The following is a 6,499-nucleotide window of genomic DNA, read 5'->3' as shown; positions in this document are numbered from 1 at the left end:
TGGCGCTGGGCCCCCCCCCGCGCGTGGGGCGGGGGGGGGGGGCCCCGCCGCCCGGCCGGGCCTACGGGGCCTCGGACGACGGCTGCCGGCGGTCGATCAGCGCCAGGGCGTCGTCCACCTTGTCCGAGATGGGGACCGTGATGCTGACCCCGGTGAGGTCCAGGACCCGGCGCACGGCAGGCGTCGGATCGATCACGTGCACGCTGCCGGGCAGCTCCCGTGCCTCCTGGTAGACCCGCAGGATGATGTTCATCCCGGACGAGTCCATGAACGGCACCGCCGACAGGTCCAGCAGGAAGTGCCGCCGGCCGTGATGGAGCTGGTTCGCCAGATGGGCCTGGAACTCCGTCGCGGTGTCGAGGTCCAGATGGCCCTCGACCGTGACCAGGGCCACGTCCTCGCGGGGCAGGGTGACCTCGACGGACAGCGGGTTCTGGGCGATGGACACGAGTACCTCCGAAAACTGACGGTCCGGGCTCTCTGCTCCGGCGGGCGACCGCGCTGCGCGGCAGGAACCCCGGCGGACGGGAGGCGCACCGGCCACGGCCCGTGCGCCTCGCGTCCCACCTGTGGATCCCTGCCGCGCGCCGCGCAGCAGCGGATACCCCCGAACCGGACGGCCATGCCCCCTCGGCCGGGTGAACCCGCTAACTGAGCCTGATGCCCACGATGCAGGTGTCGTCGTCCGTGTCGGACCTGCTGTAGGTGAGCAGCCGGTCCAACTGCTGGTCCAGCGAAGGCGCCACCGTGCGCGCCTGGCTCAGCAACTGCGTCAGCGACTCCTCCACGGACCGGTCCCGCCGCTCCACCAGACCGTCGGTGTACATCAGCAACGTGTCCTCGGCGGCGAGCTCGATCTCCTCCTCCTCGTACGACGTGTCCGGTACGGCGCCCAGCAGCATCCCCTTCAGCAAGGGCAGCGGGGCGGCGCCCGAGCCGCGCACCAGGACCGGCGGCAGATGGCCCGCCCTGGCCCATCGCAGGGTGCGCCGGACCGGGTCGTACAACCCGCACACCGCCGTCGCCGTGACGGCGCCCGTCAGATGGTGGGCGACGATGTTCAGCCAGGACAGGAGCTGGCCCGGTCCGGCGCCGGTCACGGCGAGCCCACGCAGCGCGTTGCGCAGGACGACCATGCTGGTCGCCGCCTCGATGCCGTGCCCGGCCACGTCGCCGACGCACAGCATCACCAGCCGGGACGGCAGCACCACGGCGTCGTACCAGTCGCCGCCCACGAGTTGCTCCTCCTCGGCCGGCCGATAGCGGACCGCCACCTGGAGGCCCGCCACCTCCAGCGGCGCCCGCGTGGGGGGCATGATCGCGTGTTGGAGCTGAAGGGCCAGTCGGCTGCGCTCGCTGGCGTGCTGTTCGGTCTGGGCGAGCTGGTCGCGCGTGGCGGCGAGCGCCACCTCCGTCCAGTGCTGGGCGGAGATGTCCTGGTACGCACCGCGTAGGGCCACCAGCCGCCTGTCGGTGTCCAGGACCGGCTCGGCGACGATGCGCATGTGCCGGGTCACCCCGTCCGGCCGCTGGAGCCGGAAGGCGGCGGACGCGGGACGCCGGTGGTGCAGAAGGGTGCGCAGGAAGCGGCCGATGGAGACCGCGTCGTCCGCGTGGGCATGGGCCCCCAGTTCCTCCAGCCGCACCGGGGGGCTCGACGGATCCCGCCCGTACAGCGCGAACATCTGCCCGTTCCACGTCGTCTCGCCGGTCAGCACGTTCTCCTCGAAGCCGCCGATCCGGCCGAGGCGCTGGGCGTGTTGCAACAGGCTCGCCAGCCGCGCCGTCTCGTCCTCGATGCGCCAGATCAGCAGCACGCAGGTGCCGTGCCGGCTGATGCTGAGGTCCGCGACCGCCGACAGCGATACCTCGTCGACGAGCGAGGTCAGGCTCATCCGGCGGGCCCGGAACGGTTCGCCGGTGGCATGGACCCGTTCGATGCGCTGGAAGAGGTCGCTGCCGCCCGCCGCCATCGGGTAGGCCTCCAGCAGCAGCGCGCCGTTGATCACGGCCCGTGGCCGGCCCGCCGGGTCGAGGAAGTGGTCGTTGACGTGCTGGATGCGGAAGTCCACCAGTTGCCCCGTCGCGTCGACGAGCGGCACGAGGACCAGCGCCGGGTCGTGCAGGCCGTCCGCGAGGTCCATCAGCTCGGCGGCGTCCGGCAGCATCCGCGGTTCCCGGTCGGCGGCCCGGCCGTGGGGATACGCCTGCAGCGTGTGCGCGCACAGCTCCGCAAGCGCCTCCACCTGGCGGACGACCTGGGGCGGCTGCGGTTCCAGCAAGGACGGCCAGGCGATCTCCAGGACGCCGTGGATCCGGCCGCCGGTCCCCGCGGGAACGGCGGCCCGGCCGCCTTCGGGGTGGGCATGTCGACCGATGGTGGGGAGCCCGGTCTGCGCGAGCGAGCCGATCCACTGGCCCGAGTTCTCGGTCAGGCCGAGCCGGGCCACCGTGGAGACGTCCGGCGGGACGTAGTGCCAGCGGGCGGCCTCGGTGGGGGCGAAGCCGGCGCTTCCGGCGAGAGTCAGGGAACCGTCGGAGCCCGCCGCCCAGATCGCCACCGCCACCGCCCCCAGTGGGCCCAACGCGTGCTGGAGCAGGGAGTCGGCGACGGCCTGCGTGTCGTGGGCGGCCAGCGCCCCGCTCTCCGCCGCCCGTAGCCGTACGGCCGCGGACTCCTCGGCAGCCTCGCATCCCGTGACGGCCGCGACGAAGGCGTCGGTCACCTCGGAGACCCGGTCCCTGGCGGCCTGGTTGATGACGTCCACGGCGAACTCCAGTGGCGTCACCCCGGCCTGCCGGGCCAGCTCGGTGAGCTGCCGGGCCGCCTCCGCGGGCCCGCAGCCGAGCCGCTCCACGAGGATCCCCTTGGCCAGTTCGACCAGCGCCCGACCCTCGGCATCGGCCTGCGCCGCCCGTACCTCGCGCCGCAGCCGCTCGACGGTGGCCGCGAGGCGTCCGACGGGAGAGGGAGCCGCCTCCTGGCCGCCGGCCGCGCGGGGGTGCTCGGGCGCCGCGCCACCGACGCCCGCGGCCGCCTCCGTGGGCGGTGTGGCCGGGTGCTGGGCCGACGCGACCGGGTGGGCGACGCGCGCTGTGTCGGCGGGCGGCATCGGGGACGCGGCCGGCACCGGCCGGGCCGGGCTCTCGGTCCGCTCGGGCTGCTGTTCGGACATGCTCACGGTGTGATGACTCCTCGGCCGGTACGCCTTGGGCTCGGACGGGCGGGCCGCCCTCAGGCGGTCAGCCAGCGGCGGACGCAGGACATGAGGTCATGCGTGTCGACCGGCTTGGTGACGTAGTCGCTGGCTCCCGAGGCGAGGCTCTTCTCCCGGTCGCCCGGCATCGCCTTCGCGGTCACCGCGATGATGGGGAGATCGGCGTACTGCTGCATGGTGCGGATCTCGGCCGTGGCGGCGTACCCGTCCATCTCCGGCATCATCACGTCCATCAGTACCAGTGCGATGTCCGGGTTGTCGCGCAGCGCTTCGATGCCCTCGCGCCCGTTCTCCGCGTGCAGCACCCGGATGCCGTGCAGTTCCAGGATCCCGCTGAGCGCGAAGAGATTGCGCGCGTCGTCGTCGACGACCAGGACCGTCCGGCCCACGACGGCGTCGTCGACGGGCTGCGGCGCCACAGGCCGTGGCTCCTCGGAGCGGACCAGGGCGAGGACGTCGCCGGGCTCCTCGGCGGACAGGTGCAGCGTGATGCGCTCACGGAGTTCGTCGAGGCTGGACAGGAACTCCAGCGGCCGGTCCGCCGAGCAGGACCGGAGCGCCTCCTCCTGGGCGAGGTCGGCGCGATGGCCGCTGTGCACGAGCACCGGCACGCTCGTCAGCGCCGAGTCTCCCTGAAGGGCCTCCACGAAGCGGGAGGCCCCCGCTTCGGGCAGGCCCAGCTCCAGCACCACGCAGTGGCAAGGCTCGGCGGCCAGTGCCCCCGCCGCCTCCTGTGCTCCGACAGCGGTGACGATGTCGACCGGGGGCGGCAAGGCACCGTCCTCCCTGCCGCCCGCCATGTCCGCCACCACGCTCTCGGCGACCAGTGTCAGCAGCCCGCGCGGCCGTTCCTCCACGACCAGCAGCCGACGCGGACGCCGGGCCGTGACGGACGGCGTGGTGAGGCCCCGTGCGTGCGTGGCGTCCGCCAGGTGCCCGGCGACGACACCATGCTCCACCGGCCGGCCGCTGCCGGGCACCTCCTGGAAGTCCCCGCGGGCGACCGGCAGGTACAGCGTGAACGTACTGCCCCGGCCGGGCGCGCTGTCCACCGTCACCGCACCGCCGAGCAGGTGGGCGATCTCCCGGGTGATGGACAGTCCCAGACCGGTGCCGCCGTACTTGCGGCTCGTGGTGCCGTCGGCCTGCTGGAAAGCGCCGAAGATGGTTTCGAGCTGCTGCTCGGGGATGCCGATGCCGGTGTCCTTCACGCGGAAGGCCACCACCGTGCCGCCGCGGGCCACCCCGTCGGGCACCGCGTCCACGTCCACCGGCTCGATACGCAGCTCCACGCTGCCCTGCTCGGTGAACTTCACCGCGTTGGACAGCAGGTTGCGCAGCACCTGGCGCAGTCGGGAGTCGTCCGTCAGCAGGTCCGCCGGAGCACCGGCGGCCGTGCTGACCGTGAAGTCGAGGCTCTTCTGCGTCGTCATCGGCCGGAACGTCGCCTCGACGTACTCGATGAGCTGGCGCAGCGGCACCCGTTCCGGAGACACGTCCATCTTGCCCGCCTCGACCTTCGACAGGTCGAGGATGTCGTTGATCAGCTGGAGCAGGTCCGAACCCGCGGAGTGGATGATGCCCGCGTACTCCACCTGCTTCGGTGTCAGGTTGCGCGAGGGGTTCTGTGCGAGCAACTGGGCCAGGATCAGCAGGCTGTTGAGCGGGGTGCGCAGCTCGTGGCTCATGTTGGCCAGGAACTCCGACTTGTACTTCGACGCCAGGGACAGCTGCTGCGCGCGCGCCTCCAGTTCCTGCCGTGCCTGCTCGATCTGAAGGTTCTTCGCCTCGATGTCCCGGTTCTGCGCCACGAGCAGCGAGGCCTTCTCCTCCAATTCGGCGTTGGAGCGCTGCAACTCCTCCTGCTGAGCCTGCAACTCCGCCGACCGCGCCTGGAGTTCCACGGTCAGCCGCTGGGACTCCCCGAGCAGCTCGTCGGTGCGGGCGTTGGCCACGATCGTGTTCACGTTGACGCCGATGGTCTCCCTGAGCTGTTCGAGGAAGTCCCGGTGGATCTCCTTGAACGTGGTGACCGACGCCAGTTCGATGACCCCGAGGACCTGCCCCTCGAACAGGATCGGCAGCAGCACCAGCGCGACGGGCTCCACCCGACCGAGCCCCGAGGAGATGACGACGTACCCGGTGGGCAGCTCGTCGACCATGATCGTACGGCGGCTGCGCGCGGCCTGACCGACGAGGGAGCGACCGAACGGGATACGGGTCGGACGGGCGTCGTCGTCGGGGTAGCCGTAGGCGCCCACCAGCCGCAGCTCCGGGCCGTCGGCACCGTCCTCGGCGAGGTAGAAGGCCCCGTACTGGGCCGCGACCAGCGGCACCAGCTCATCCATGATCAGCTCGGCCACCACGGGCAGCTCGCGGTGGCCCTGCATGAGCCCGGAGATCCGCGCGAGGTTGGTCTTGAGCCAGTCCTGCTCCTGGTTGGCGAGCGTGGTCTCGCGCAGGGACCCCACCATCGAGTTGATGTTGTCCTTCAGCTCGGCCACCTCGCCGGAGGCCTCCACGGTGATGGAGCGGGTCAGGTCGCCCTCGGCGACGGCGCTCGTCACCTCGGCGATCGCCCGCACCTGCCGGGTCAGGTTGCCGGCCAGCTCGTTGACGTTCTCGGTGAGGCGCTTCCAGGTGCCCGAGACACCCTCCACCTCGGCCTGTCCGCCCAGGCGTCCCTCGGTGCCGACCTCGCGGGCGACGCGGGTGACCTCGTCGGCGAAGGCGGAGAGCTGGTCGACCATCGTGTTGATGGTCGTCTTGAGTTCGAGGATCTCGCCGCGCGCGTCGACGTCGATCTTCTTCGACAGATCGCCCTTGGCCACCGCCGTCGTCACCAGCGCGATGTTGCGCACCTGACCGGTGAGGTTGTTGGCCATCGAGTTGACGTTGTCGGTGAGGTCCTTCCAGGTGCCCGCCACGTTCGGCACGTGCGCCTGGCCACCGAGCCGGCCCTCCGTCCCCACCTCGCGGGCGACGCGGGTGACCTCGTCCGCGAAGGCCGACAACGTGTCCACCATGGTGTTGATGACATCGGCCAGAGCGGCGACCTCGCCCTTGGCCTCCACGGTGATCTTCTGCGACAGGTCGCCGCGCGCCACCGCCGTGGCCACCTGCGCGATGGAGCGCACCTGTCCCGTCAGGTTCGACGCCATGACGTTGACGTTGTCGGTCAGGTCCTTCCAGGTGCCGGAGACGCCCCGGACCGTGGCCTGCCCGCCGAGGTTTCCGGCCGTGCCGACCTCGCGGGCGACGCGGGTGACCTCGTCGGCGAA

3 protein-coding genes are annotated in these 6,499 nt (G+C 71.9%); all 3 read right to left on the bottom strand.

Translation table 11 applies throughout. The features are described 5' to 3' along the window. Positions 1–61: 61 nt before the first annotated feature. Positions 62–448 (bottom strand): STAS domain-containing protein, encoded by a 387-nt coding sequence (locus ACFWJX_RS10230; protein ID WP_383239652.1) that lies wholly within the window; start codon positions 446–448, stop codon positions 62–64. 199 nt (positions 449–647) lie between these two features. Continuing rightward, positions 648–3,113, bottom strand: coding sequence for a SpoIIE family protein phosphatase (locus ACFWJX_RS10225; protein ID WP_383239724.1), 2,466 nt, complete (start codon positions 3,111–3,113; stop codon positions 648–650). A gap of 122 nt (positions 3,114–3,235) precedes the next feature. After that, positions 3,236–6,499 (bottom strand): HAMP domain-containing protein (locus ACFWJX_RS10220; protein ID WP_383239649.1); only part of this gene is annotated, 3,264 nt, incomplete at its 5' end.

This window comes from Streptomyces sp. NPDC058335 (assembly GCF_042723915.1).
Lineage (GTDB): Bacteria > Actinomycetota > Actinomycetes > Streptomycetales > Streptomycetaceae > Streptomyces.
This window is presented reverse-complemented; position numbering and strand designations above follow the sequence as displayed.